Source organism: Streptomyces sp. NPDC001270 (assembly GCF_042896695.1).
Classification (GTDB): Bacteria; Actinomycetota; Actinomycetes; order Streptomycetales; family Streptomycetaceae; genus Streptomyces.
This window is the reverse complement of the sequence record NZ_JBIAXM010000010.1, coordinates 104,724-126,178: the sequence shown is the minus strand read 5'-3', so window position 1 is coordinate 126,178 and position 21,455 is coordinate 104,724. Positions and strand designations below refer to the sequence as shown.

General features: G+C 68.2%; 25 protein-coding genes and 1 pseudogene. 17 read left to right on the top strand and 9 right to left on the bottom strand.

The genetic code is table 11. The annotated features are described in order from the left end of the window. The first annotated feature begins 202 nt into the window (after positions 1 to 202). From rpsP to ACFY2B_RS18720, 14 genes and pseudogenes are all read left to right on the top strand, one after another. Positions 203 to 625, top strand: a complete 423-nt coding sequence (gene rpsP, locus ACFY2B_RS18785; protein ID WP_376533273.1) for a 30S ribosomal protein S16 — start codon at positions 203 to 205, stop codon at positions 623 to 625. 5 nt (positions 626 to 630) lie between these two features. Next, a complete protein-coding gene (locus tag ACFY2B_RS18780) occupies positions 631 to 870 on the top strand; it encodes an RNA-binding protein (RefSeq protein WP_003973401.1) in 240 nt (79 codons plus the stop codon). Positions 871 to 951: 81 nt separating this feature from the next. Continuing rightward, entirely contained in the window at positions 952 to 1,518 is a 567-nt protein-coding gene (gene rimM, locus ACFY2B_RS18775; protein WP_390764219.1) for a ribosome maturation factor RimM, read from the top strand. Next, positions 1,515 to 2,348, top strand: a complete 834-nt coding sequence (gene trmD / locus ACFY2B_RS18770) for a tRNA (guanosine(37)-N1)-methyltransferase TrmD (RefSeq protein ID WP_390764218.1) — start codon at positions 1,515 to 1,517, stop codon at positions 2,346 to 2,348. The genes rimM and trmD overlap by 4 nt, the downstream gene beginning before the upstream one ends. Before the next feature lie 137 nt (positions 2,349 to 2,485). Further along, entirely contained in the window at positions 2,486 to 2,836 is a 351-nt protein-coding gene (rplS, locus tag ACFY2B_RS18765) for a 50S ribosomal protein L19 (protein WP_390764217.1), read from the top strand. A 45-nt stretch (positions 2,837 to 2,881) separates the two neighbouring features. Continuing rightward, the gene (gene lepB, locus ACFY2B_RS18760; protein ID WP_390764216.1) at positions 2,882 to 3,580 is read left to right on the top strand and encodes a signal peptidase I; all 699 of its coding nucleotides are present in this window, start codon (positions 2,882 to 2,884) and stop codon (positions 3,578 to 3,580) included. Beyond that, positions 3,573 to 4,628 carry a signal peptidase I gene (gene lepB, locus ACFY2B_RS18755; protein ID WP_390764215.1) on the top strand — a complete coding sequence of 352 codons (1,056 nt, stop codon included), beginning with the start codon at positions 3,573 to 3,575 and terminating at the stop codon, positions 4,626 to 4,628. Before lepB (ACFY2B_RS18760) ends, lepB (ACFY2B_RS18755) begins: the two co-directional genes overlap by 8 nt. Continuing rightward, positions 4,552 to 5,544 (top strand): signal peptidase I, encoded by a 993-nt coding sequence (gene lepB / locus ACFY2B_RS18750; protein ID WP_390764214.1) that lies wholly within the window; start codon positions 4,552 to 4,554, stop codon positions 5,542 to 5,544. The genes lepB (ACFY2B_RS18755) and lepB (ACFY2B_RS18750) overlap by 77 nt, the downstream gene beginning before the upstream one ends. A 337-nt stretch (positions 5,545 to 5,881) precedes the next feature. After that, positions 5,882 to 6,655, top strand: a complete 774-nt coding sequence (gene lepB / locus ACFY2B_RS18745; protein WP_390764213.1) for a signal peptidase I — start codon at positions 5,882 to 5,884, stop codon at positions 6,653 to 6,655. Further along, positions 6,645 to 7,178 (top strand): NUDIX hydrolase, encoded by a 534-nt coding sequence (locus ACFY2B_RS18740; RefSeq protein WP_390764212.1) that lies wholly within the window; start codon positions 6,645 to 6,647, stop codon positions 7,176 to 7,178. Before lepB (ACFY2B_RS18745) ends, ACFY2B_RS18740 begins: the two co-directional genes overlap by 11 nt. 56 nt (positions 7,179 to 7,234) lie before the next feature. Continuing rightward, positions 7,235 to 7,543: a DUF2469 domain-containing protein gene (locus ACFY2B_RS18735; RefSeq protein WP_003965949.1), complete on the top strand. Its 309-nt coding sequence runs from the start codon at positions 7,235 to 7,237 to the stop codon at positions 7,541 to 7,543. 290 nt (positions 7,544 to 7,833) lie between these two features. Further along, a complete protein-coding gene (locus tag ACFY2B_RS18730; protein ID WP_376533282.1) occupies positions 7,834 to 8,205 on the top strand; it encodes a YraN family protein in 372 nt (123 codons plus the stop codon). Position 8,206: 1 nt separating this feature from the next. Then, a pseudogene (locus ACFY2B_RS18725) lies at positions 8,207 to 9,208 on the top strand (ATP-binding protein); the annotation flags it as partial. Between the two features lie 707 nt (positions 9,209 to 9,915). After that, positions 9,916 to 10,143, top strand: a complete 228-nt coding sequence (locus tag ACFY2B_RS18720) for a hypothetical protein (RefSeq protein ID WP_390764211.1) — start codon at positions 9,916 to 9,918, stop codon at positions 10,141 to 10,143. Between the two features lie 106 nt (positions 10,144 to 10,249). Here the strand turns inward: ACFY2B_RS18720 and ACFY2B_RS18715 are convergent, their stop codons facing one another. The 3 genes from ACFY2B_RS18715 to ACFY2B_RS18705 form a co-directional block, all read right to left on the bottom strand. Then, the gene (locus tag ACFY2B_RS18715; protein ID WP_390764210.1) at positions 10,250 to 11,080 is read right to left on the bottom strand and encodes a phosphotransferase; all 831 of its coding nucleotides are present in this window, start codon (positions 11,078 to 11,080) and stop codon (positions 10,250 to 10,252) included. An 88-nt stretch (positions 11,081 to 11,168) separates the two neighbouring features. After that, positions 11,169 to 11,630 carry a glycine-rich domain-containing protein gene (locus ACFY2B_RS18710; protein ID WP_390764209.1) on the bottom strand — a complete coding sequence of 154 codons (462 nt, stop codon included), beginning with the start codon at positions 11,628 to 11,630 and terminating at the stop codon, positions 11,169 to 11,171. A 444-nt stretch (positions 11,631 to 12,074) separates the two neighbouring features. After that, on the bottom strand, positions 12,075 to 12,431 hold the full coding sequence (locus tag ACFY2B_RS18705) for a hypothetical protein (RefSeq protein WP_390764208.1): 357 nt from the start codon (positions 12,429 to 12,431) through the stop codon (positions 12,075 to 12,077). 266 nt (positions 12,432 to 12,697) lie between these two features. Here ACFY2B_RS18705 and ACFY2B_RS18700 point away from each other — a divergent pair, with 266 nt between their 5' ends. The 3 genes from ACFY2B_RS18700 to ACFY2B_RS18690 are packed head-to-tail and all read left to right on the top strand — an operon-like array spanning position 12,698 to position 14,339. Then, positions 12,698 to 12,958: a hypothetical protein gene (locus tag ACFY2B_RS18700; RefSeq protein WP_390764207.1), complete on the top strand. Its 261-nt coding sequence runs from the start codon at positions 12,698 to 12,700 to the stop codon at positions 12,956 to 12,958. Next, the gene (locus ACFY2B_RS18695; protein WP_390764206.1) at positions 12,930 to 13,457 is read left to right on the top strand and encodes a DUF6879 family protein; all 528 of its coding nucleotides are present in this window, start codon (positions 12,930 to 12,932) and stop codon (positions 13,455 to 13,457) included. The genes ACFY2B_RS18700 and ACFY2B_RS18695 overlap by 29 nt, the downstream gene beginning before the upstream one ends. Positions 13,458 to 13,484: 27 nt before the next feature. After that, a complete protein-coding gene (locus tag ACFY2B_RS18690) occupies positions 13,485 to 14,339 on the top strand; it encodes a helix-turn-helix domain-containing protein (RefSeq protein ID WP_390764205.1) in 855 nt (284 codons plus the stop codon). A 67-nt stretch (positions 14,340 to 14,406) separates the two neighbouring features. Here ACFY2B_RS18690 and ACFY2B_RS18685 read toward each other — a convergent pair whose 3' ends face one another. From ACFY2B_RS18685 to ACFY2B_RS18660, 6 genes are all read right to left on the bottom strand, one after another. After that, a complete protein-coding gene (locus tag ACFY2B_RS18685; protein WP_390764204.1) occupies positions 14,407 to 14,658 on the bottom strand; it encodes a hypothetical protein in 252 nt (83 codons plus the stop codon). A 29-nt stretch (positions 14,659 to 14,687) separates the two neighbouring features. Then, positions 14,688 to 14,918: a hypothetical protein gene (locus ACFY2B_RS18680; protein ID WP_390764203.1), complete on the bottom strand. Its 231-nt coding sequence runs from the start codon at positions 14,916 to 14,918 to the stop codon at positions 14,688 to 14,690. A gap of 66 nt (positions 14,919 to 14,984) precedes the next feature. Next, entirely contained in the window at positions 14,985 to 15,911 is a 927-nt protein-coding gene (locus ACFY2B_RS18675) for a GH25 family lysozyme (RefSeq protein WP_390764202.1), read from the bottom strand. A gap of 62 nt (positions 15,912 to 15,973) precedes the next feature. Further along, positions 15,974 to 16,513 (bottom strand): hypothetical protein, encoded by a 540-nt coding sequence (locus ACFY2B_RS18670; protein WP_390764201.1) that lies wholly within the window; start codon positions 16,511 to 16,513, stop codon positions 15,974 to 15,976. Between the two features lie 11 nt (positions 16,514 to 16,524). Continuing rightward, complete coding sequence (locus tag ACFY2B_RS18665) at positions 16,525 to 19,242, bottom strand: hypothetical protein (RefSeq protein WP_390764200.1); 2,718 nt, start codon at positions 19,240 to 19,242, stop codon at positions 16,525 to 16,527. Continuing rightward, the gene (locus tag ACFY2B_RS18660; RefSeq protein ID WP_390764199.1) at positions 19,243 to 21,450 is read right to left on the bottom strand and encodes a phage tail tape measure protein; all 2,208 of its coding nucleotides are present in this window, start codon (positions 21,448 to 21,450) and stop codon (positions 19,243 to 19,245) included. It lies immediately after the preceding gene. Positions 21,451 to 21,455: the final 5 nt, after the last annotated feature.

Below are 21,455 nucleotides of genomic sequence, written 5' to 3'. Positions count from 1 at the left end.
TCTGTCCGGCATGCCCGGGCCCCGGCCCAGGCCCTCGGCCGGAAGCGACCCGCTGCGTGTGGCACAATGGCTAGCTGTACTCGACAGCCGTACAGGACCCCTCTCTCCTCCGGCTGACGCGTCCATCGGGCCACTCGGGTCCGCAACCCCACGCGGCATCTCGTTGTGCCCCACCACGTCAAATCCAGGAGAACCCACTCCCGTGGCAGTCAAGATCAAGCTGAAGCGTCTGGGCAAGATCCGTTCGCCTCACTACCGCATCGTCGTCGCCGACTCCCGTACCCGCCGTGACGGCCGGGCCATCGAGGAGATCGGCAAGTACCACCCGACCTACAACCCGTCGGTCATCGAGGTGGACGCCGACCGCGTGGCGTACTGGCTCGGTGTCGGCGCCCAGCCGACCGAGCCCGTGCTCGCCATCCTGAAGAAGACGGGCGACTGGCAGAAGTTCAAGGGCGAGCCCGCTCCGGCGCCGCTGCTCGTCGCCGAGCCGAAGGCCGCGCGTCCGACCTTCGAGGCTCTCGGCGGCGAGGACGAGGGCAAGGGTGAGGCGATCACCCAGCGGAAGAAGGCCGAGAAGAAGGACGAGGCCGGCGCCGAGTCCTCCGAGTCGACCGAGGCCTGAGCAGCATGCTCGAAGAGGCGCTTGAGCACCTCGTGAAGGGCATCGTCGACAACCCTGACGACGTGCAGGTCGCCTCGCGCAACCTGCGCCGCGGGCGCGTTCTTGAGGTCCGGGTCCATCCCGACGACCTCGGCAAGGTGATCGGCCGCAACGGCCGCACCGCGCGTGCCCTGCGCACCGTCGTGGGTGCCATCGGCGGTCGCGGAGTCCGCGTCGACCTCGTCGACGTCGACCACGTCCGCTGACGCTTTCGAGAACCGGCTCGGGCCGGGGAAGGCCACTGGGCCGTCCCCGGCCCGCAGTCGTATGACAGGAGATCTGGAAACGTGCAGCTGGTAGTCGCACGGATCGGCCGCGCCCACGGCATCAAGGGCGAGGTCACCGTCGAGGTACGCACCGACGAGCCGGAACTCAGGCTCGCGCCCGGCGCCGTGCTCGCCACCGACCCCGCCTCCGCGGGACCGCTCACCATCGAGACCGGCCGCGTCCACAGCGGCCGCCTGCTCCTGCGTTTCGCCGGCGTCCAGGACCGCAACGGCGCGGAAGCCCTCCGGGGCACCGTCCTGATCGCCGAGATCGACCCGGAGGAACTGCCCGAGGGCGAGGACGAGTACTACGACCACCAGCTGATCGACCTCGACGTGGTCACCGAGGACGGCACGGAGGTCGGCCGCATCACCGAGATCTCCCACCTGCCCTCCCAGGACCTGTTCATCGTCGAGCGGCCCGACGGCAGCGAGGTGCTGATCCCCTTCGTCGAGGAGATCGTCACCGAGATCGACCTGGCGGAGCAGAAGGCGGTCGTGGCGCCCCCGCCGGGCCTCATGGACCTCGCGGCCCGCGACGACGCCGCCGGCGGACCCGGCGCCGGGGCCGGGGACGAGGGCGCATGAGGCTCGACGTCGTCACCATCTTCCCCGAGTACCTGGAGCCGCTGAACGTCTCCCTCGTCGGCAAGGCACGCGCGCGTGGACAGCTCGACGTGCACGTGCACGACCTGCGGACCTGGACGTACGACCGGCACAACACGGTCGACGACACGCCCTACGGCGGCGGGCCCGGCATGGTCATGATGACCGAACCGTGGGGCGACGCCCTCGACTCCGTACTGGCCGACGGCTACGAGACCGGCTCCGGGACGCCCGCGCTGATCGTGCCCACCCCGAGCGGCCGCCCCTTCACCCAGGAACTGGCCGTCGAACTGTCCGAACGCCCCTGGCTGATCTTCACGCCGGCCCGGTACGAAGGCATCGACCGGCGCGTCATGGACGAGTACGCGACCCGGATACCGGTCTACGAGGTGTCCATCGGCGACTACGTGCTCGCCGGCGGCGAGGCGGCCGTCCTGGTCGTCACCGAGGCCGTGGCACGGCTGCTGCCCGGCGTCCTGGGCAACGCCGAGTCGCACCGGGACGACTCCTTCGCACCCGGTGCGATGGCGAGCCTCCTGGAGGGCCCCGTCTACACCAAGCCGCCCCTGTGGCGCGGCCGGGACATCCCGGACGTGCTGCTCAGCGGCCATCACGGGAAGATCGCCCGCTGGCGCCGGGACGAGGCGCTGAAGCGTACGACCGCCAACCGGCCCGACCTGATCGAGCGTTGCGAACCCCGGGTCTTCGACAAGAAGGACCGCGAGATGCTCTCCATCCTCGGCTGGTCCCCGGACCCGGACGGGGGACCGTACGGCCGATTTTGGCGCAGGCCAGAGGGCATGGAACAATAGCTCGCTGTTGTGCGTCCGTCCGGCGTGCGCCCCTGCCACAGGGGGACACGACGCCCGCCCCGATCCGCACGGCACTCCTTTGACGAACATCTAGTTCCCGTTGATGACCTGTGGCATCAGCGAAGAAAGCAGACGACATGTCCCACCTGCTCGACTCCGTCGACTCCGCTGCGCTGCGCAGCGACATCCCGGCCTTCCGTCCGGGTGACACCGTCAACGTCCACGTCCGCGTCATCGAGGGCAACCGCTCCCGTGTGCAGCAGTTCAAGGGCGTGGTGATCCGCCGCCAGGGCTCCGGTGTCCGCGAGACCTTCACGGTCCGCAAGGTCTCCTTCTCCGTCGGTGTCGAGCGGACCTTCCCGGTGCACACCCCGATCGTCGAGAAGATCGAGCTGGTCACCAAGGGTGACGTGCGCCGCGCCAAGCTCTACTACCTGCGCGACCTGCGCGGCAAGGCCGCGAAGATCAAGGAGAAGCGCGAGAGCTGAGCGCTCCCGGGAGTTCCCAGCCGGGCCGGATAACATCAGCCCGCGATGGACACCGAAGCACAGCCGACGAGACGCGACCGTTCCTCCTCAAGCCCCGGCGCACCGGGCACGGAGGGACGGTCGCGTTTCGCGTTCGTGTCGCGTCTCGCCGACTGGCTGCCGGGCGGACGCATCACCCTCACCCTCTTCGTCTGCCTGCTGTTCCTGCTGCTCCTCAACACGTACGTGGCACAGCCGTTCCAGATCCCGAGCGGATCCATGGAGAACGGGCTGAGGATCGGCGACCGCGTCCTCGTCAACAAGGTGGCGTACCGTTTCGGTGCCGGTCCGCGCCGTGGTGACGTGGTCGTATTCGACGGAACCGGGTATTTCGGGGACGCGGACTACATCAAGCGCGTTGTGGGTGTAGGCGGGGACCACGTGGTCTGCTGCGACGAGGAGGGCAGGATCGAGGTGAACGGCCGAGCGGTCGACGAGACGGCGTTCCTCTATCCCGGGGACAGCCCGTCCACCGTGCCCTTCGACGTCGTCGTACCCCAGGGCAGGCTGTTCGTCCTCGGCGACCACCGCGGCGACTCCAGCGACTCCCGCGACCACCTGGGCTCCCCGGGCGGCGGCATGATCCCCGTCGCCGACGTGATCGGGCGCGCCGACTGGATCGTCTGGCCCGCCGCCCACTGGACCCGCCTCGACCGGCCGGCCGCCTACGCGCGCGTGCCCGCCGCGGAGCAGCCGCATGGGTAACCGCGGCAAACCCCGCGGTGTGCCCGGCAACGCGGCCGACGGCCCGCTGCCCGCCGGGGGCCGGCGCGCGGCCGGTCCGGCCGGCGGCCGGACCCGCGCGGAGCGGCGCAAGCTCCAGCGCAAGGTCAAGCGCAAGCGCAGGCGCAGCGCGGTGCGGGAGATACCGCTCCTGGTCGGCGTGGCCGTGCTGATAGCGCTGGTCCTGAAGACCTTCCTCGTCCAGGCATTCGTGATCCCGTCGGGCTCCATGGAACAGACGATCCGGATCGGCGACCGAGTCCTGGTCGACAAGCTCACCCCGTGGTTCGGCTCCGAACCGCAGCGTGGGGACGTCGTCGTCTTCCACGACCCGGGCGGCTGGCTGGGCGACGAGCAGGCCGGCAAGAAGAACGCCCCCGTCGTCGTCAAGCAGATCAAGGAAGGGCTCACCTTCATCGGGCTGCTGCCCTCCGACAACGAGAAGGACCTCATCAAGCGGGTCATCGGGGTCGGCGGTGACCATGTCAAGTGCTGCGACACGCAGGGCCGGATCACCGTCAACGGCGTTCCGCTGTCCGAGTCGGACTACCTGTATCCGGGCAACGTCCCCTCCAGTACGCCGTTCGACGTCACCGTCCCCCAGGGGCGGCTGTGGGTGATGGGCGACCACCGCGGCAACTCCGCGGACTCCCGAGCCCACCAGAACACCGACTACGGGGGCACGGTCTCCGTGAACTCCGTGGTGGGCCGGGCCATGGTCATCGGCTGGCCCATCGGCCACTGGTCCCGTCTGACCGAACCTAAAACCTTCGCAAGCGTCTCCGACTCGGCGTCGGGGTCGACCGCGGCCCCCCTGCTGTCGCATAGGGTTGCCTCCGACGATCCGGACGGAATGATCCAGCTCCCGACTCCTGCGGAACTCCCGCTCGTTATGGGAGTGGTGGGCCTGCACCGTACCCGGAGCAGGCGGCGGCACGGCGTAAGGAGTTGGCGTGGGGGATGTGGCGGTTGGCGCACGGTCGGGATACGACGGCGAAGATCACCGCGGGCGCCCCGTGGAATCGAGTGAACCCACGGCGGAGAACGCCGTGACCTCCGGGAATGAACCCGGATCGGCCCCGGGCGGAAGGCCCGCGGAGGGGCAGCCCCCGGCGGTCGGCACTCCGGACGAGGGGCCGGGCGGCTCGGCTCCCGGGCCGAGGAAACCGCGCTCCTTCTGGAAGGAGCTGCCGATCCTGGTCGTCATCGCGCTGGTGCTGGCACTGCTGATCAAGACGTTCCTGGTGCAGGCGTTCTCGATCCCGTCGGACTCGATGCAGAACACCCTCCAGCAGGGTGACCGCGTCCTGGTCGACAAGCTCACCCCGTGGTTCGGCTCCAAGCCCGACCGCGGCGAGGTCATCGTCTTCCACGACCCGGACAACTGGCTCGCGGGGGAGCCGGCGCCGAATCCGAACCCGGTGCAGAAGGTCCTCAGCTGGATCGGCCTGATGCCGTCCGCGGAGGAGAAGGACCTGATCAAGCGGGTCATCGGGGTCGGCGGTGACACGGTCGAGTGCAAGAACACCGGCCCGCTGCTGGTCAACGGCAAGCCGCTGAACGAGCCCTACGTCTACCCCGGGAACACGCCGTGCAGCGTGGACGACCAGGGCGGCCAGTTCAAGGTGACGGTCCCCAAGGGCTACCTCTGGGTGATGGGCGACCACCGCCAGAACTCCCGCGACTCGCGCTACAACCAGTCCGACAAGAACCACGGCATGGTCCCCGTCGACGAGGTCGTCGGCCGCGCCATCGTCCGGGCCTGGCCGATCAACCGCTGGGGCACCCTGCCGGTCCCGGACACCTTCGACCAGCCGGGTCTCGACCAGCAGTCCTCCTCCGCCGCCGCCCCGCTGCCGGTGGGCCCCGAGAGCATCGCGCTCGTGGGCGTGCTGCCGGTGGTGGTGTGGCGCCGCCGACGGGCCGCTGCGAGCCGGACCCGCTGAGGAGACCGGAGCGAAGCGGAACCCCGGGGTCTGCCGCGGACCCCGGGGCCGTGGTGGACAGGGGGTCCGGGTGATCCCGGGCACCGGGGAGGGACCCGGGGCCGTGAGCCCGGGAAGGTCCATTCGTCCGGGCCGTGGGCCTGGAGGTATTCGTTCGTCCGGGCCGTGGACCTGAAGGTGTCCGTTCGTCCCGGCTGTGGGCCCGGGGAAGTCCGTCCGTCCGGGCCGCGCCGCCCGGAAAGGCGTCCGCGCGGAAGCGTGCAAGGGCCGGCCTCCCTCCCGTCCGAGAGGGAGGGAGCCTGGGCCCGCTCGGTACCGCCCGGTAGGGTGCGGGTCCATGGGTGGCGAGAGCACGACACGTACGGCCCCGCACCGCGGTGGCCCAGGCACGGCACAGGCCGGCAGCCCGCTCGGGCAGCGGCTGTCCGGGGTGGCCGTGGCACTGGGCCTGGTGCTGTTCCTCGGAGGATTCGCGTGGGGCGCGGTGGTCTACCGGCCGTACACCGTCCCCACCAGTTCCATGACCCCGACGATCGACGCCGGTGACCGCGTCCTCGCCGAGCGCATCGACAGCGGTGAGATCCGCCGGGGTGACGTCGTCGTCTTCCAGGACAAGACCTGGGTCACCGGCTCCGACGTGGTCAAGCGCGTGGTCGCGGTCGGCGGGGACACCGTCGCCTGCTGCACCGAAGGCAAGCTGACCGTCAACGGCGAACAGATCGACGAGCCCTACCTCCCCAAGGGCAGCGCGGCCGAACTCATGGGCTTCCCGACCGTCAAGGTTCCCGCGGGCCGCCTCTTCCTCCTCGGTGACGAGCGGCAGGGCTCGCTGGACTCCACCGCCCACCTCACCGACGCCGCCCGCGGCACCGTCGTCGCCGGCGCCGTCTCCGCCCGCGTCGACGCCGTCGTCTGGCCCATGAACGGCATGCTGAAGCGCCCCACCGGCTTCGAGGCGCTGGGCGCCCTCTCCCAGCCGGGTCCGCTGCGCACCATCGTCGTGCTGATCGTGGCCGGGGCGGTGCTCGTCCTCGCCGGCGCTGCCTACGGCCCGGTCGCCAAGCTGCTGAGCCGTTCCCGGACGCGCCCGGAGCCCGCCGGTGTCCACTGAAGCCCCGGAGCCGGGCGCGGATTCTTTCGCGGGCGGCCTGCGCCGCGTCGCCCGAGTGGTGCTGCTGGACCCCGGCGACCGCATACTGCTGTTGCACGGCCACGAGCCGGACGACCCGGCCGACGACTGGTGGTTCACGCCCGGCGGCGGCCTGGAGGGCGACGAGACCCGCGAGCAGGCGGCGCTGCGGGAACTGGCCGAGGAGACCGGTATCACCGACGTCGAACTCGGCCCGGTGCTGTGGCGCCGCCGGTGCTCCTTCCCGTTCGCCGGCCGCCGCTGGAACCAGGACGAGTGGTACTACCTGGCCCGTACGGCCCACACCTCCCTGCCGCAACCCGAGCCGCTGGCCCTGACCGAACTGGAGCGCCGCAGCGTCGCCGGAGCGAGGTGGTGGACGTGTCGGGAACTCGCCCGGGCGCATGAGACGGTGTACCCGACCAGACTCGCCGAGCTGCTCCGGACGCTGCTCGACGAAGGTCCCCCGGCCAAGCCCGTGACCCTTGACACGGAAATCGTCTAGAGGCGCGCGGGACTGGCGCACAATGGTGGGATCGCACGGCTGAAGGGGAACATGCCATGAGCGCCGAGGACCTCGAAAAGTACGAGACCGAGATGGAGCTGAAGCTCTACCGGGAGTACCGCGATGTCGTCGGTCTGTTCAAATACGTGATCGAGACCGAACGGCGCTTCTACCTCACCAACGACTACGAGATGCAGGTGCACTCGGTACAGGGCGAGGTGTTCTTCGAGGTGTCCATGGCGGACGCCTGGGTCTGGGACATGTACCGGCCGGCCCGATTCGTCAAGCAGGTACGTGTCCTGACGTTCAAGGACGTGAACATCGAGGAGCTGAACAAGAGCGACCTGGAGCTGCCGGGCGGCTGAACGGACGTCCGGGACGGCTGACGGGGCCCTGGACGGCTGAGGGGACTTCTCGGGCGGGTACGGGATTTCCCGGGCCGGCCGTGCGGGATTTCCCGCGCTGTTCGGGACTTCCTCGGCTGATGGCGATGGGGGTCCTTTGAGCCGTACAGGATTCCCGGCCGATGGGGATCCCCCGGGCCGACGAGAGGTGCACGGGCGGGTGACGAGGTTGTCCACAACCAGCGGGTAACCCACCAAGATCCACTTTCTCCGGCCGGGTACGCGACGGTGGGCGCGGAGGAGGTGCCCACATGAACGCACAGCAGGCACGCAACGCACTCGGCAGGTACGGCGAGGACCTGGCCGCTCGGCGCCTGACCGAGTCCGGGATGACGGTTCTGGAGCGCAACTGGCGCTGCGGCCGTTCCGGCGAGATCGACATCGTGGCCCGGGACGGGGACACGCTCGTCCTCTGCGAGGTGAAGACGCGCCGTGGCGGGTGCTACGAGCATCCGATGGCCGCGGTGACCCCGCAGAAGGCGCACCGGCTGCGGGACCTCGCCGAGCGCTGGATCCAGACCCACGGCGGCGCACCGCCCGGCGGCGCCCGCATCGATCTGGTCGGAGTCCTCGTGCCGGACCGCGGAGCCCCCGTGGTCGAGCACGCGCGGGGGGTGGCCTGAGATGGGGTTCGCCCGGACGTGCTCCGTGGCGCTGGTGGGCGTCGAGGGTGTGGTGGTCGAGGTCCAGGCCGACCTGGAACCGGGAGTGGCGGCGTTCACGCTGGTGGGGCTGCCGGACAAGAGCCTGACGGAGAGCCGGGACCGGGTGCGGGCCGCGGTGGTGAACTCCGGGGCGTCCTGGCCGTCGAAGAAACTCACCGTGGGCCTCAGCCCGGCCTCGGTGCCGAAGGCGGGCAGCGGCTTCGACCTCGCCGTGGCCTGCGCGGTGCTCGGCGCCGCCGAGCGGATTGACCCCCGGGTGCTCGCCGACATCGTGATGATCGGCGAACTGGGCCTCGACGGCCGGGTGCGCCCGGTCCGGGGCATCCTGCCGGCCGTGCTGGCCGCGGCCGACGCCGGGTACGAGCAGGTGGTGGTGCCCGAGTGCGCCGCGGCCGAGGCGTCGCTGGTGCCCGGCGTGTCGGTGCTCGGCATCCGCAGCCTGCGCCAGTTGATCGCCGTGCTGGCGGACGAGCCCGTACCCGACGAGGAGCCCGACGAGCCGGGCCGCCCCGATTCGCTCCGCGCGGGGCTGCGGGTGCCCGGCGCGGGCGCGGCCACCGGCATGCAGGGCGTCGGTGCCGCACAGCACGACCACGACCTGGCCGACGTGGTGGGGCAGCACTCGGCGCGCACGGCGGTGGTGGTGGCCGCCGCGGGCGGTCACCACCTCTTCCTGGAAGGGCCGCCCGGGGCGGGCAAGACGATGCTCGCGGAGCGGCTGCCCGCCGTGCTGCCCCGGCTCGGCCGGGAGGAGTCGCTGGAGGTCACGGCGGTCCACTCGGTGGCGGGCCTGCTGCCGCCGGGCAAACCGCTGATCGACGTAGCGCCCTACTGCGCTCCGCACCACTCGGCCACGATGCAGTCGCTCGTCGGCGGCGGCCAGGGCATCGCACGCCCCGGCGCGGTGTCGTTGGCTCACAGAGGAGTGCTGTTCCTGGATAGAGCGTGTAAAACAGGTGGCTTCTCGACGAGGGCGGCGTGCGTGCGATGGCGCTCGTCGAGCGTCGTTCGTCGGAGCCATGGTCGTCGCGCGGGTAGGGAACGGCGGCGCCGCCGGCGGATCAAGGGCACGCGACGTACTCGCGATGCCGAAGGGTCTGGCCATCAGTCTCGGGAACCATAGACGCGCGTGCCCCGCCTCGCTACGAGAGGCGGGGCAGCGGCATTTGTGCAGCTCAACGTCCAGTTTGCCTGAACTTGCGCGATGTTCTGTAACTGTGCGCTATTCTCATGGACGTGCCCACGGTGGAGCTGCGAACTCCTGTGAGCGCGTGACTGGTTGACGACGGGCGGCCCTTGGGTCGGTCGTTGTTCATCCAGTCAGCAGAACTTCATGTCTTGTCACCTCTGTGATCCGCATGAGTACGCGGGGCGTTCCAGGGGACGTGTGATCTGTCTGGCTGCTGCGCTTGTACGGGAAAGTCACGTACACCCCAGAAGCCATCCGACGTCGGATCGCACTCGACTTAGGCTGTCTTCTGCTTTTACCACGAACAGATTACTAACAGCCAGGCTCACGCCTGGTGTCTGAGATCCCCGGCGAGACGTCGGATGCAGGGCTTCTCAGTTCGAGCCACGTTAGTTGTGGCCGAGCTGATGAGTGCCCTGCGCATGAGTCTTCTGCTCGGTCACCCGACCCGAAAGGTACCGAGTCAGTTGGACGGGGCAATGACGCTCGCCATCCTCGCCGTCGCAGGTGTGGCCTCGATCTTTCTCTTTGCACTGAAGGGGATCTTGGATCAGGTCCCCGATGTGATCAATTCCGCCAGCCGTGCGCGCGCCGCGTGGCGTCGCTTCAAGAGCTCGGATGATCAACAACCGTCCGCACCCAACCAAGTGACGCAGCTAACCGCCCGTCCCGCGGATGAAGAGGAGCAGCCTCCTGCCGCTGCATAGGTCACGTCGGCCTTTCGCGCAGTCTCGGTGGCGCCGGAACCCGGGATCCAGCGGGTACACGAAGGGCCACGAGGAGACGTCTCGTGGCCCCGCGTAGAGTGACCGGTCAAGGGGAAAGAGCGTGTGCGCCCGTCTGCCGACCTTTCTCGCGGTACGTGGCCCATGTCTGGGCGGCGGCGGTGAGAGCGGCCCTGTGAGGCATGGGGCGCGTTCGTTCCCAGTCCTCCCAGGCAGCGTAGACGGTCCGCGCGAACGTGGTGACGGTGGCAGGGTCGGCCGCGCTGTATGCGGGCACCTGCTGGGCGATCGTCTCGGCCTGTTCCGGCGTATGGCCGGCGGAGATCAGCCGGGGCACCGTAAGCGCCGTGTCGGCCCACCCGGGGGCGGGGCAGGAGAGGGCCCAGTCCAGTAGCAGCAGCTTGCCGCCCCTGGTCATCAGCATGTTGTGCGGGGACATATCCGTGTGGGCGAGTCCTCGGCCTTGCAGCCCGGACGGTACGTCTTCGGGCAGGAATTCAGCCCACCGTGTGTGAAGCGGCTTCTTGTTCAGTGCCTCGGGCCATGGCACCTCGGACGTAACGGTAAGCGTGCGAAGCAGAGGGGCGAGGTCGTCGGACCCCGGGGCCAAGTCCGGATGTCGGCCGTCGATGTAGTCGTATCCGTAGAGCAGCCACCCGCCGGCGTCGATCTCCCACAGCACGCCGGGCGCGAGGGGTGCGCGTCGTGTAACCCGTGCCTCGTGGCGATACACCCATGCTTGTGGGTCGTCGTGCCGGGTGCCCTTGATGAATGTTCGTCCCGCTGGTGTGTGGACGGTGCAGGCGAGCCGGGACATGACGCCGTGCGGCGCGGTCTCGGCTGCCTCGACCGGGCCTGTATGCCGTTCGACGGCCGCGCGGGTCGTTGCCGGTAGGTCGTGCCATTCGATGCGGTCCACCCGCGATCTCCTGCGTTGGTTGAGCGAAACGGGGTCGGCCCCCGGCCTGGCCACAGCGTGGCACAGGCCGGAGGCCGACAGAGAACTGTTACGGGTGGTTCGGGCTGTCCGAGCAGCTCGCGTGACACTGCGAGCAGTCGGCGAGGTCCAGCTCGGGCCAGAACTCCATGTCGATCTCGTACCCGGCGAGCGTGATGCAGTCGACGGTGCGGGCGCGGAGCACCTTGCCGCCGCCGTGCTCCTCCGGGTCCAGATAGCCGGGCTGGTGGTCCAGGAACCGGCCGAAGTTCTCCTGGCAGAAGTTTCGGTATGCCTTGGTGTGGAGCAGGAAGGCGTGCCAGAAGTCGTCTACCAGCGGCGAGGGGCTGAGCGGCCTCTCGCTGTAGTCGGACGCGGCGAGGAAGGCAAGCATCTGGCCGACGCCGCGGTCTGCCTTCTCCTCGGTCAGCTGGGGGAACCGGTCGCACATGTTGGCGACGAGGGTTGCCCGCATTTCGTCGCTGATCAGGCGGCGCGCGTCGATCAGCGGGCGCTTCGTCGTTTCGGTCACGTTCCGTGCCTCCTTGGTCGGTGGTGCTTCGGACGTGGGTGGTGCGACCCGTCCCGGGGCTCGGCTTGTTCCGGGTTGAGACCCGGGACGGGGGTCTAGGGGTGACGCTGAAGTGGTGCGGTCTGCTGGGGCACCTTTGGGCACCGGCCACCGGGGTGGGTGTACACGGTCGGGCTGGCGCCGGTCGGGCGCAGCGGGGACATCTCTTCCGCCGGACCCGTGATGTGCTGATCGCAGCGGCGGCAGATCTTCATGGGGTCCCCCGTCGGTGGCGGGGGCACTGGCAGGGCGGGTAGCCGTCCGTGAGCGGTGGCAGTTCCGCGGCGGGAGGGACGACGACCGTTCGGCCGTCGCGGGTGATCTTTCCGCGGCGGTCCACCTGGTAGATCCGGATGGTCATGTAGCCGAGACGGGGCCTCGCGCGGGCAGGGAGTTTGTCCGGGGTCATCGGCGGCAGTCCCTCACCAGCCGGTACAGGCCGCGGCCGACCGTACAGGCCGCGGCCGTCTGCTTCGTCTCGCAGAGCGGGCAGGCCACGGTGTGGGTGAACAGGCCACGGTGGGCGCGGTCGGCGACGCAGGAACGGCAGGCCCGGGGGAACCAGGTCATCCCGGAGATGGCCGAGCTGCCGTTGAGCGGTGAGCGCTGCTGACCGAAGTCCACGGCGGTGTCCCCGGTCAGCCGTTTGTCGCACCAAAGGCACTCGGCACCGCGCACCTTGTCGTCCGCGAGACCGTCCAGGGTGGGCAACGCCAGGACCTCAAGAACCTCGGCGGGGACTTCCTGAATCGCGCTGCTCATCTGATCACCCCGTAGGGCGGCCGGACGGTACGGTGCGGCATGTCGACTCCTTCGCAGTCGGCCATGCCCCGGGAGGTGACCGCCTCGCCGGGGTCTTTCTGTACCGGCCGACGGTAGGTGCCGGACGTGCAGCACATCCATGAATGTGCAGATCTGCTTACACAGCTTTCCTAGCCCGTGTCTTGGCTGCTTTACCCTCTTGACTGAGCAGACCGCCAAGGTGAAGGTGTTGCACATAACTGCACAACTCATCGACGGAGGCAGCAGTGTCGCTACTGTTCATCGGCATCGACCCCAGCACCGGGGACAAGCAGAGCCCTACCGTGTGGGTCGACCAGCAGAAACGAGAACTCGTCTTCCAAGGCTGGAAGCCGGGGCCCGAACTGGAGGCAGAATGCGCGGCGTTCGAACTGCCGGGCCATGCACAGGGAATCCCGGAAGGCGAGGCAGTGATCCGTATCCCCGCGAGCATGGCGGACATGATCAGGGAGGCGTGCGATGCCGTTGAACGTACAGACCTTCGATGAGTTGATCGCAGGCTGCACACGTTCCGCCGTACACCTGGAGATGCGGGACTCATACGCTGTCGACTACGAAGAGGGGCCGTTCGCTGAGTGGAAGAACGGTTTCCGCCATGACCCGGCCGACCGCGCCTCCTGGTGGCGACCGTGGCTCGACCTGATCCAGGAGACCGTGGAGCGCGGTGTCATCGTGCGGCGGGCCCGCCTCGTATCCGAACCGGTCAGCGAGTACACCCGCTTCTTGTACGACGGTACGTTCACCAATGTTGCTGCGGGCGAGCAAGTACGATGGCTGCCCCGGCGTCGAGCGTCGGACATTGCCTTGCCAGGAAATGACTTCTGGCTTTTTGATGAGCGCTGGATCCACTGGAATCATTTCGCTGGCGATGGGTCCTGGACTGGCGAGGAGATCAGCGAAGATCTCGCCACGGCCAAACTGTGCGCCGAAGCGTTTGAAGCCGTGTGGGCTCGCGCCATCCCGCATGACGAGTACGAGATCCATTGACAGCACACACCGGACAGGCCAGTTCACATGCCTATCTCCCCGTCCTCGTCTGCTCAGGAGGCACGGAAAGTCGTCGCGTTCCGGCTGCGCGACCTCCGCAAGACCGCTGGACTGACGGTCGTTGAGCTGGCTGACCGGTGTGGCTGGCACCACTCGAAGACGTCTCGTATCGAGAACGCCATCACCGCGCCAACCGCCAAGGACATACGGGCCTGGGCTGGCGCTTGCGGGGCTGTGGATCAGTCGGAGGATCTGGTTACCCAGTCGCTGAACGCAGAATCCATGTACAGCGAGTGGCGGCACCAGGTACGGCGCGGGATGAAACAGCTACAGGACAGTGTCGTCCAGTTCTTCCACGAAACACGACTGTTCCGGATCTACTCCTCGACGATGGTTCCCGGCTTTCTACAGACGGAAGGATATGCAGCCGCCCTGCTGAGCAGCATCGCTGAATTTCGAGGCATCCCCGTCAACGACGGTGCTGAGGCCGCAGCCGCCCGCGTTGAACGTTCCAGGGTCATTCATGAACCAGGGCACAGGTTCGTCATGCTCGTTGAGGAGGCTGTCCTGTATTCCCAGCTGGGTAACGAGGACGCCATGGCGGCGCAACTCGGATACCTGCTGACCGCTGGGGCGCTGCCGCAAGTGTCGTTGGGCATCATCCCAATGGCGACCCGCGCACGCCCTCATTGGCCCGTTGAGACATTCCACATGTATGACGACAGCCTCGTGTCAGTAGAGTTCCTATCGGCGGAGGTGAACATCACGCAGCCCTCGGAAATCGCCCTGTACGTGAAGGCGTTCGAGCGGCTTCGTGGTATGGCCGTGTACGGTGCCGAGGCGCGTGCTCTGGTCCTCAAGGCGATTGAAGCCCTGTCCTGACCTTGAAAGTACGAACGCGGTTCCGACCTCCCACCATGGGAGGCCGGAGCCGCGGTGGTGTCGGGGGTCAACCGGCAAGGAGCTGTACCGCGTACCCGGCGACCATGCCCAGCACCGCGGCGCCACCCGAGGCGGCCCATACGCGGCGCTCGACCGCGGTCAACCGTTCCTCGATGGCGTCAAGGTCGGCGCGGTGGTCGGCGAGTGCGGCATCCGTCTGCCCCGCGCGCTGTACGAGGAGAGCCAACGACCCTTTGATCTCGGCGAGGCCGGTCCCGAGGTCGCCCCGCAGATCGGCGAGGGCAACGGCGACCGACACCGGGTCGGACGATGTGGGCTGCTGTGGGATCACTTGCCGTCGGCTCCGCTCTGGAACTGGCCGAGGCCGATTCGGTCGAACAGCTGCTCGACGGCGGGCAGGGCCATGACGCGGGCGAGGCCGGCGGCGACGGCGACCGCCCCGGCGGCCCACGGCAGGGCGTCTAGGCCGGACGCGTCGGCGATCTCGGGCAGGGTGGCGGCGAGGCCGACGGCGGCCTGTATGACGGTACGGATGGTGCGGCGTGTGGCGCTGCTCATGGGGTGGTGCCTCTCGTGAGGTGGGGGGGCGGCCCGCACGGCGCGGTGCCGGGGCGGGCGGGGTGCCTACTTGCCGTAGGCGAGGCGGAACAGGGCGGCCCAGCCCTTCGGGCCGATCGCTACGTCGTGCTTCACGCCTGCGACCTTGTACTGCGGGTGCGCGTCGTGGAACTTCGCGACGGCGGCCTGTGTCTGTGGGCCGTAGTTCGGGGACTCCTCAACGCTCTTGGGCATGTACTTGGTGGCCTTGAGGGCGTGCTGAAGCGTGACGGCCGAGGGGCGGGCCTTGCCCGGGGCGAGGCCGGCCGGGAACGACGGCGGGGTGTAGGGCTTCGGCGCGGCCGGCTTGCTCGGCGTGGTGGTGCCCGCGGCCCACTCACGGAGCGCGGTGGGGGAAAGGTAGGCGATGGACCGGTCGAGTGGGGTCGAGGTGAACTGCCAGAACGTCACCGTCCGGCCGGACGGTGCGGGCCGGGCGTGCTTCTCGGCCTCGCCGTACGTGTCGGTGCTCGCGCCCGGGTACGCCGGGTACCAGAGGGTGACTCCGGCGGGGACGCGGCCGGCGGCGATGTCCGCGGCGGACGTGTAGATGCCGACGCGCTGCCCGGGGAACGCTTTCTGTATGGCGGCGATCCACGCGGACGCGTACGCCTTGATCTGCGCGGCGGTGCGGCCGGCGTAGTTGCGGCCGTCGCTGTAGCGCTCCAGGTCGAGCCAGTGCAGGAACCCTTTGCCCGCGTGCGGGCGCACGGCGGCGATGTAGTTCGCGGCCTCGCGTGCGGCGTCCTGGTTGGGCCACGCGAAGTGGTAGGCGCCCGGGACCAGGCCGGCGGCCTTGATCCCCTTGATGTGGGTGGCGAACCGGGCGTCGCGGGTCGTCTGGCCCTCGCTCGCCTTGGCGAACGCGAAAGTCATGCCGTTGTGCTTGTGGGCGGCCCAGTCCTGCGCGGTCTGGTACGCGGACACGTCGAGGCCGCGGGATGTGCTGGTCATGGTGCCTCCAGGGCATGAAAAAACGCCCGGCGCGGTGCGCGGGGCGTACGGGGGTGATCGGGTCAGTTGGCGGGGCCGGCGTAGGTGACGTTCGCGTACGGGGCGAATGTGCCGGTCGCGGTCGGCAGCGATACGGCTGTACCGGCGTTGTTCGCGTTGTGTGCGGGCACCAGCTCGACGTAGTCGCCGGCGGCGAGACGTTTGGTGATGGTCCGGGCTTCGACGGTCAGCGGTGAGGATGAGATGCCGCTTTCCGCGTAGGTGCGGGCACGGCCGGAGACGAGGGCGCCCCCGTTGACGTACCAGAGGGCGTCACGGGTGGTGCCCGGGGTGGTGGTGCCGTTCACGCTGATCGCTCCGGACAGTGTCCACAGGCCGGCGACCGGCACGGTCCACCGGCTTGGGTTGGCTGCGGACCAGCCGCTGAGCAGGTCGACATCGATACTGTCCCATTGCAGGGCGTTCGCGGCTGTCTCGGTCCCGCTGGGGATGGTCTGGCCGGTGGTGCGGGCCGCGGCGAACACCACAGCTCCGATCATGGCGGCGAGGTTGGCGCGTTGCGCGGTGATCGTCATTCCGGGCTGCCACACAGCGAATGCCACGGGGAGTCTCCTTACAGGGCGATGGCGGCGGGTTGGGCGAGGCGAATGTCTGTGCCGTTTGCGTGGGCTTTCGTGACGCCGTTGACCGCGCGGGTGACTACGAATGTCTGGGACAGTGCGGTTCCGACGCAGCCGGTCACCCGCATGACCTCTCCGCCGACGGTCACGTCGAAGGGGAATTCTCCGGGGAATCCGGCTGAGTCGATCCACGGCTTTCCGCCCACCGGTGTCAGGACGTTGACGACGTCCGACGTAGCGTCCAGGGCGCCGTTGAGGGTGCAGCCGTCGGCGTCTGTCCGGCCGGCCGCTGGGTCATCGATCACCCCTACGGTCCATGGACCGGCCGGCGCGCCGTTGAACGTGATCGTCCATGCGCGCGGCAGGAGTGTTTCTGTGAAGCTGTCGACGAGGAGTTCCGCGGTACCTGATCCCGTGAATTGCTTGGGGAGGTTGGTGATGCGGATTTTGTCGCCCTCGCGTAGGGCCAGCACAGCCGGGATGAGTTCCGGGCACCGGTGCAGCAGGATCGTGACCGACGGATAGCGGGCCTCATCCCAGGTCGACAGGTGCAGCAGCCATGACGCCATGGGCTCGGCCTGGTCGTCGCTGTACAGATTGAGCGTCACAGAGTCGGCGACCAGGCCGATACCGTCGGGCGGGTCCTGAGTCGACAGCGGGCCCGTGTCGAGGCTCGCCACGCCGGCGGAGCCGCCGGCGCGCTGTACCTCCCAGGAGTTCCTTACCTGGTCGTCCTCTACCGGTTCGAACGGGGCGGCCACCTGGCCGGCGGCGTAGTCGAGGGTGAGTTTCGGCGCCTGGTTGTACAGGTCGCTTCGGGTGCGGTACGTGAGTTCTCTCCGGTCGGCGGTCTCACCGAACAGGCCCCCGTCGGCCTCGGCGCATTCGCGAAGCAGGTCGAGCAGGGCTGCCGGGCGTTGCGGCCCGACGAGTGCGGTCCCCGCAGGGTCCCCGGCGATCGTGAGGGGAATCCTTTCCTCGTCGCGCAGACGTGCCATTCTGGCGCCGACTGTTTCACCGGCGAACCCGTTATCGGCGCCGTTGAAAGCCACCGTGTTGACCGTCGAGAAAACAGCTATGTGCCCCATACGCAAGTTGCCGGGCACGCCCAGGGCGTTTATCCCTGTGGGGCGGCCTTCGGTGCCTGTGAAGGTGACGGTCGAGCCGAAACCGTTTGTGCCGACTCCCAGCCACGCTACGTGCATTTCCACGCTGGATCCCACCTGTCTGGCCCAGAGCTGGAAGCGGTTCCATCGTCCGAGGAAATCCGGGGCGGTGGTGTTTATGAGTGACAGAACGTTGTCTTCTGAATCGAGGGCCCGTACCTCGACGTTGTTCGTTTGAAGACGTACCGTGTATTTCTTGGCCGTGCCGGTTGTGTTCACCTCGATCAGGGTGTTGAAGCTCGTCGGCATCGTGTCCAGGCGCATCACACATTCAAGGTGCCAGCCACCCACCGGGAAAGACGGGATTGCTCCGTGACACAGGGCATCCTCGTCCCATACCGGCAAGGGGGATGATCCGCCCAACGTGTCATCAGAAGCGAACTTCAACCCGCTCACGCCCATCGGACGCACACCAGCGATCGGGCTGTACGCCTGTGTGGCGTTGGCGCCCTCTTCCATCGGCCAGTACGCGCGCGGCGCGTAACTCGGGATGCGGCGACGCAACGTCGACGCGAGGGGTTTCTGTCCCTGGGAGAGGCGGCGCAGGATGCCCGCGGCCTGAATCGGCGTCCACGCATCGCGGGCGCTCGGCGTCCACTTCGGCGGCCACTCGGGCACTTCGCCCTCGAACCGAATCACGCGGTCGGTGATCTCGGCGTCGGTGGCGAGGGTCCATACGCGGCCCGCGGCGTCGGTCCACGTGCCGCCCGTTCCCAGGGGGCGCGCGGTGAGATCGGGCGCGGCAACAACTGTGCCCCCGACACCGGAACGCACCTCGGCGCGGCAGCTCTTGCCGGTCACAGCGCGGCGTGCCGGGGTGACGAGGTCGAGCTGTTGCGGCGCGATGGAGAGGGGGGCGGTACTTGCGTAGATGCTGATCGTTCCGGTGCCGACGGCATTGGTGCCTATCTGCGTCCACGGTCCGGAGATCGACTCCGCCCAGTACAGGCCGGCAACCCAGCCACCGGCGCCATTGTCGACGTCGATCGTTCCGCGCAGCGCAGCTCGGCGCGGTAGCTGTGCAGGCAGTGTGATCGTGGCGTTCTTGCCGCTGGTGCCGTCTTGAGTGGTGTGGATGACGAGTGTGCCGTCTTGGATGCGCAGGTGATAGGAGCGATTACCGCTTGCGCCCCACTTGCCGATGAGGATCTGGGCGCCTGCCGCGTACCAGTCGGCCTCACCCTCCCACCGCAGGTCGATGTCACCGGTGATGTCGAGTGCGGCGACGTCGGGGGTGGTGACGCGGTCGGGGGCACCGGTCATCGCAAGGTACGGTGACGGCCCTCCGGGCAGGCTGATGCGGAACGGGGTACCGCGGCCAAAGAGTCCGTAGAACGGGCCCTCGGGGTTTCGCGGTGTGTACCGCCCATCGATGTTGCGGATGGTCGCCGATACCGTCGACGGATCGGCGGCGTTGCTCCGGTACGGTCGCCCGCGGGTGTGGGTGATCGCGTCACGGGTGTACAGGTCGCCGGTGATGTTCCGCCATACCTGGCCGATCCTGAGTTCTCCGCGCAGTCCGAGGGCGTTTTCCGGGAATGCCACTTACGCGCTCCTTCCCGTGATGGCGAACTGCACGTTGCCGCCGCGGCCGGCGACGGCTGTCCGCAGAGTGCTGATGATGAAGTCGCCGAACGCTGTACCGTCCGAACCGATCCGTACGACGTCGGCCGAGTTTCCGTGGGTGCTCGTCGTGCTGGTCGCGGCCGAGGCGGCGATGTTCGCTGCGACGGTCTGCCCGCTGGTCGGCACGGTGACCAGGTTCCGCATGGCGGCATCAACGGCGGGGGCGCCTTCTTCGACGCCCTCGACGACGCCGGCGGGAATCCACCGGCCGATCCGGTCGGCCATGACGCGCGATGGCGAGTGGATACCGAGGGCGTCGGCGATGGGGCCGGGAATGAGGTCTCGGGCCCAGCCTATGAGCGTGCTGCGCAACCAACTGCCCATGGCCTTGATGCCGTTCCACAGGCCGCGTACGACATCTTGCCCCTTGTCGTAGAGCAGGGAGCCGAGATTTCCGATGGCGTCTGTGATCCGGCGGGGCAGACCGCGCACCCAGGTGATCATTTCGGTTGCCTTGTTTACCGTCGCAGTCTTGATCTGCGACCAGTGTTTGATGATCAGGCCGAGCAGTGTCCAGTTAAGAAAGGCGTTGTAGAGCTTTCCGGGGATGCCCTTGACCCAACCCACCACGGTATTCCATGCGGTGGTTGTGGCGTTCTTTATGGCGTCCCAGTGTTTGATGATCAGGCCAACGAGCGTGAAGTCAAGAAAGGCGTTTACCGCCGCGTCCTTGGCCCACGTCACTTTCTGTACAACCCAGTTCCATGCGGCAAGCGTGGCTGACTTGATCTGCGTCCAATATGTGACGATCAGTACAACGGCTGCCGCTACACCAGCAATTACCCAGAAGATCGGGTTGGCCAGCATCGCCGAGTTCATCGCCCATACAGCGACCGAAGCGACTGTGAATGCCACTGCGAGGCCACCGACGGCGACCGCGAGCAACTTTGCCGCGCCTGAGTGTTCCTGGAAGTATCCGCCGACCTTCGTCAGGATCGGTACGACCTTTTCGCCCAGCACTTGTACGAAAGCCTGTGTCGCCGACCGTTTGAACTGTTCGACCTGCGTTGCGGCGTTGTCCCGCAGGCTGTCACCCATCCGGGCGGCGGCGCCCCCCACGTCGCCGAGACCCTGAGCGGCGGTGGTCGGGTCCATGGCGTAAAGCGCTCTGCCGAGGTCTTCGGCCTGGGTGCCGAACAGGGCGACCGCGGTCTGAGACTGTGTGATGGGGTCTTTGACGGCGCGCAACCGGTCAAGGGTGGTGTCGAGTGCGGCGGAGGCGGACTTTCCGCCCTTGCCGAACTTGGCGGCCATGTCGTCGGCATTCAGGCCGAGGGCCTGAAAACCGGCCGCGGTGGTCGTAGAACCATCCACCGCGCGGATGGCGAATTCCTTGATCGCGTCCGCGGCGATATCCGAGTCGCGGGCGCCTGCCTGGATCGCCTGGTTCATCAGGCCAACGGCGGTCGCTCCGTCCAATCCGGCTTTACGGAACTGTGTGCCGTACTCGTTGAACGTGTCCACCAGGTCGTCGGCTTTATTTGCCGAGGACTGAAAACCTGCCGTGAGGACGTCGAATGCTTCGTCCGCCGAGGATGCGAGGCCCGTACGAAGCATTTGTGACACCGCATTGGTTACGCCGCCCAAATCTTGCTCGAAGGTGTTGGCAAGGTCGGCGACTTTCGTCGCTATGGACTCGATTTGTGCGTTGGTGGCATCCGGCGGTAGCAGGCCGCTGCTCATGGTCGCCTTGATCGCGTCCGCGGCGCCCTGGAAATCGTCGGTGATCGCGTTCGAGTACAGGGCACCGGCGATCTTGCCGTACTTCTCGGCCTCGGCCGGGGTGGATCCGAGTTGTGCGGCGAGTTTGCCGGTGATCTGGTCCTGTTCCATCGCCGTTGCGATGCCGCCCATGAGGGCGGCGCCGAGACTGCCGCCGATCGCGCCGAGAGCAAGCCCCTTGAGCGTGCCGGTGATGGACTCGCCGGCCGTGTCGGCGCCTTCGCCGGCGCCCTCGTCGAGCCCCCCGCCGAGAGCGTCGCCTGCATCCTGCCCGCCCTGCCGGGCCCGCTGGACGGTACGGGCGAGGGCGGACCGTAGACGGTTCTGGAAGCCGTTGAGACCCTGCTCGGCCTCGGTGTCGTCGACGGTGATCGTGGCGGCAAGCTCGCCCACAGTCAGTGCCATGCGCG